This is a genomic window from Patulibacter medicamentivorans (assembly GCF_000240225.1).
In the GTDB taxonomy this organism is placed as follows: Bacteria; Actinomycetota; Thermoleophilia; order Solirubrobacterales; family Solirubrobacteraceae; genus Patulibacter; species Patulibacter medicamentivorans.
On sequence record NZ_AGUD01000265.1, the window covers coordinates 1 to 4,194 of the forward strand.

A 4,194-nucleotide genomic window follows, 5' to 3' on the forward strand; every position below is an offset into this window, starting at 1 on the left:
CCGCGGCCCGCCAGCGCCGGCGGGCCGCGGTGGTGACGGCCGCCCTGCCGGTGCCGCGCGGCGCGCGGATCGCGCGCGCGTCGATCGGGTCGGTGGCCTGCGACCGCGTCGTCGGCCGCGGGGTGCGCGCGACCCGCACGATCGTCTACCTGCACGGCGGCGGGTACGTGATCGGCAGCCCGCGCTCGCACCGCGGCCTCGCGGTGCGCCTGTCGACGCTGACCGAGGCCGAGGTGGTCTTGCCGGACTACCGCCTGGCCCCGGAGCACCCGCATCCGGAGGCGCTCGACGACGTCTCCGCGGTGCTCCGCGGCCTGCGATCCGGTCCCGGCGGCCCGGTCGCGGTGGTCGGGGACTCGGCCGGCGGCGGGCTGGCCCTCGCCGCCGCGCAGGCCGCGGTGGCGGAGAAGCGGGACGCTCCCGCCGCCGTCGCCCTGATCTGCCCGTGGGTCGACCTGCTGGCCGACGTCGACGGAACCCGGGCCGTCGACCCGCGCGAGCCGCTCCTGACCCGCGACGGCCTGCGCGGGTGGGCGGCCGCCTACCTCGCCGGCGCGGATCCCCGGCGACCGACCGCCTCGCCGGCGCGCGGCGCGCTCGACGGCCTGCCGCCGACGCTCGTCCACAGCGCTGGGCTCGATCCGCTCGCGCCCGACGCCCGCCGGCTGGTCGACGCGCTGCGCGACCACGGAGTCGCGGTGGAGCACCGGCACGACGACGACCTGTGGCACGTCTTCCACCTGGCGGCGGGCCTGCTGCGCCGCGCCGACGAGGCCCTGATCGGGCTGGCGGACTTCCTGCGCCGCCACAGCGGTCCCTGAGGCGGCGGTACGGCGAATCGCCCCGGGGCCGCCGCGCGGGCAGGCAGGCAGACGGGGCGGCAGGGAGCCTCATCCCCGCGGTCGCGACCGGCTCGCCGGCGGCGTCGCCGGCCGCATGCTCGGGAACATCGACAACCGGTCGCCGAACCGCCGTGGCCCCTGCTCGCGGCACGGCTGGATCCCGGTCACGTCGAGGACCGAGAGCAGGGTCGGTGGCCGCGACGCGTTGGCGCACGACCAGGCGGCGAGGCCGCGGTCGAGATCGCGCATGTTCTCCGGGTGCGGGTAGGCGGTGCCGCGGTTCGCCGCTGAGCGCTCCCGCCAGCCGCCGAGGATGTCGCTGTTGAGGACCGTCGTGACGCGGGCCATGTTGAAGAGCTGCCCGCGCGGTCCGCGCGACCGGCTGGCCCCGGCGGCGGCGCCGGCGGTGAAGGTCGAGGCCACGTCGCGGCGGTAGTCCCAGAGGTAGTCGACGGCGGGGATCGCATCGGCGAGCGCCGGGGCGATCTGGGCCATCGCGGACGGGACCTCGGCGAGCAGGCGATCGAGCGCGGGAATCCCCGTGTCGGCCGCGGTCACGAGCGGCCCGGCCGCTCGCAGCACGTCGCGGAGCACGGGGGCGAAGCGGGCCAGCTCGTCGAGCGCCTCCGGCAGCTGCCGGACGGCGGGCCGGAGCGCCGGCACCGCGACCGCCAGGTCGTCGCCGAGCCGGTCGGCGTCCTGCATCACCGCGCGGGTCGTGCGCAACGTCGCCGGCAGCAGCTCGACCGCGCGCTCGAGCGACCGCTGCTCGTCGGCGAGGACCCCGAACGTCGAGCGAGCGCGCCGGACGAGGGCCTGCAGCGCGCCAGCATCGCGGCCGGCGGCGTCGAAGGTCGTCGACGCGTCGCGGGTCAGCGAGCGCACCGCCGTCTGGCGCTGGTCGAGCACGCCGAGCAGCGTGGAGCTGCGCTGCACCGTCGCCGGCAGCCGCGCGAGCGCGCCGTTGAGGTCCCGGCCGCGGCCGCGGAGATCCCGGCCGAGGGCGGTCATCATCCGGCGGACGTGGCGGCGCGTCGGTGCGTCGAAGGCGTCGAGGATCCCGTCGATCTCGACGGTCCGTTGCACCTGCCCGGTCGCGATCGCGCCGCCGTCGGGGATCTGCGGCCCGCGGCGATCCCCGAACGAGAGCGCGACGAAGGCCTCGCCGACGAGCGTCTTGCTGCGCAGCGCGGCGCGGGTCGACCGGGGCAACGGCGCGTAGCGCGGCTCGATCTCGATCCGCACGCGGGCGAGTCCGCCGCGACGCTCGACCGACCGGACCTTGCCGACGCTGACGCCGCTGATCCGCACGTCGGCGTAGCTCGCCAGCTGCGATCCCTGCGCGAACGACGCGTGGACCACGTAGGCCTGCGGCCGCAGCGGCACCGGGCCGCCGAAACTGCTCCACAGGAACAGCAGCAGCCCGACGCACGAGAGGGCGAAGCCCACCATCACGACGATCGGCGCGAGCGAGCGCTTGGCCCTCATCGGCACACCCCCAGGGTCTCCAGCAGATCCTCGACCTGGCGAACGCCGTCGAGGCCGGTCAGCGTGCCGCAGGTGATCAGCAGCTGACCGCGCCAGGCCGCGCCGTGAGCGTCCTCGGTCGACAGCATCGAGTTCGCGTTATGGGCGAACCACGCCAGCCAGAAGCTGAACCCGCGCTCGTCGCCGGGCGGGTCGTAGCCCACCAGGTTTGCGAGCGACGTCGCGACGCCGAGCGTGGCGCGCAGCTGCGGCAGCATCGGCCGCAGCCACGTCAGCGCGACGTCGACCCGCTCCGCCACGGGCACGGCCGCCGCGGCCGCCGGGGCCAGCGGCCGCAGCGTCGCGGGCAGGTCGGCCAGCAGCCGGTTCGCGTCGGGCAGCGCCGCGGTCAGGCGTCGCAGCGCGGGGCGCGTGCGCTCGGCCGCGGGGACGAGGACCTCGGCGAGGTCGGCCGTGTCGCCGACCGACCGGCGAAGCGCCACGAGCGTGGCCGGCAGCTCGTCGACCGCGCCCCGCAGCCGGTCGCTGCGACGGTCGATCGCGGCGAAGACGTCGGCGGCGGCCGAGATCGTGGCGGCGACCTCGCGGTCGTGGCGGCCGAGCGTCTCCGACACGCGCCGCATGCGCGTGACGAGCTGGCGCACGCGGGCATGCTGGCGAGCGATCGCCGCCAGCGCGCGATCGGTCGAGCGCGCCGTCGGCGCGCCCAGCTCGAGCAGCCGCCGGAGCTGACGCCCGCGGTCGGGACCGAGCGCCTCGCCGGTCGCCCGCAGAGCGAGCTGCAGGTACGCGCGGGTGTCGGCGTCGAGCGTCGCGGCGACCTCGTCGAGCTGGACCTGGGAGGTCGTCTGCGACGCCGGGATCCGCCCGCCGTCGGGCAGGCGGCCGGCACCCGGACGGCCCGGGTCGAGCTCGACGGTCATGTCCTGCAGCCCGGTGCGGGGCCGGAGCGTGGCGCGGGCGTCGCGGTGGACGACCGGCAGCTCGTCGCGTCGCAGCCGCAACCGCAGGATCGCCCGGCCAGCCTCGCGCCGGACGCCCGAGATCTCGCCGACGACGACGCCCGAGACCGACACCATCTGGCCCTGGCCCGGGACGACCGCCTGGGCCGAGCCGAGCTCCAGCTCGACGTCGTAGACGTCGCTCCACGGCAGCGGGAAGCGCTGGTGGACGAGCAGGTAGCCGGTCGTCACCAGGGCCAGGGCCACCATCGTCGCGATCACCAACACCGGGAAGCGGTGCTCGCGCAGCGTGCGCCTCATCGCCCCGCCCCCTCGATCGACCGGGCGATCCGCACCGCGGCGCGGCGCGCGGCGTAGCGATCGATCGGCGCGCGCCGCTGGGCGGCCCGGAACGGGATCGGATCGGCGGCCAGCGGCTGTGGAGCCTGGGTCTCGCACGCGACGTCGTCGCGCAGCGGCGGACGGCGGGCCGGCGGCGCCGGGCGCGAGCCGAGCAGCGGCCGCTCGGCGCGGGTCTGCGCCTCGGCCGGCGTGCCCTGGTCCAGCGTGATCAGCTGGTTGCCGACGCCGAGGTTGTAGCGGATCGTCTGGCCGAGCCCGTCGAAGGCCTGGCCCGCGGATGCCAGCCCGACGCCCGCCGACAGCAGCTCGCGGTAGGGGGCGACGCCGGCCGACAGCGGTCCGTCGTCGATCGGGGTCAGCAACGCGGGCGCGACGACCCGCTGCAGGCACCTGCTGACGGGCCGCAGGCGGCCGAGCACGTCGGCGAGCGGCGGAACGGTCGCGGCGAGGCTGGTCGCCGCCGGCCGCAGCGCGCCGCTCAGCCGCGCGACGTCGCCGTTGGCGAGCGTCGTCTCGAGCGCCCGCACCGCCGGCGCGGCGGCGTCCAGCGTCGCCGGCAG

At 77.2% G+C, this 4,194-nt stretch carries 3 protein-coding genes and 1 pseudogene; 1 reads left to right on the forward strand and 3 read right to left on the reverse strand.

What is annotated here, in order from left to right; all coding sequences use genetic code 11:
* The coding region (locus PAI11_RS18840; RefSeq protein WP_050897320.1) for an alpha/beta hydrolase at positions 1-821 on the forward strand (821 nt) is incomplete at its 5' end.
* Between the two features lie 69 nt (positions 822-890).
* Here the strand turns inward: PAI11_RS18840 and PAI11_RS18845 are convergent.
* The 3 genes and pseudogenes from PAI11_RS18845 to PAI11_RS27500 all read right to left on the reverse strand — a co-directional run.
* The gene (locus PAI11_RS18845) at positions 891-2,330 is read right to left on the reverse strand and encodes an MlaD family protein (protein WP_138974424.1); all 1,440 of its coding nucleotides are present in this window, start codon (positions 2,328-2,330) and stop codon (positions 891-893) included.
* Positions 2,327-3,592: an MlaD family protein gene (locus PAI11_RS24765; RefSeq protein ID WP_007577737.1), complete on the reverse strand. Its 1,266-nt coding sequence runs from the start codon at positions 3,590-3,592 to the stop codon at positions 2,327-2,329. Before PAI11_RS24765 ends, PAI11_RS18845 begins: the two co-directional genes overlap by 4 nt.
* Positions 3,589-4,194 (reverse strand): annotated as a pseudogene (locus PAI11_RS27500) (hypothetical protein); the annotation flags it as partial. The gene PAI11_RS24765 and the pseudogene PAI11_RS27500, both read right to left, overlap by 4 nt.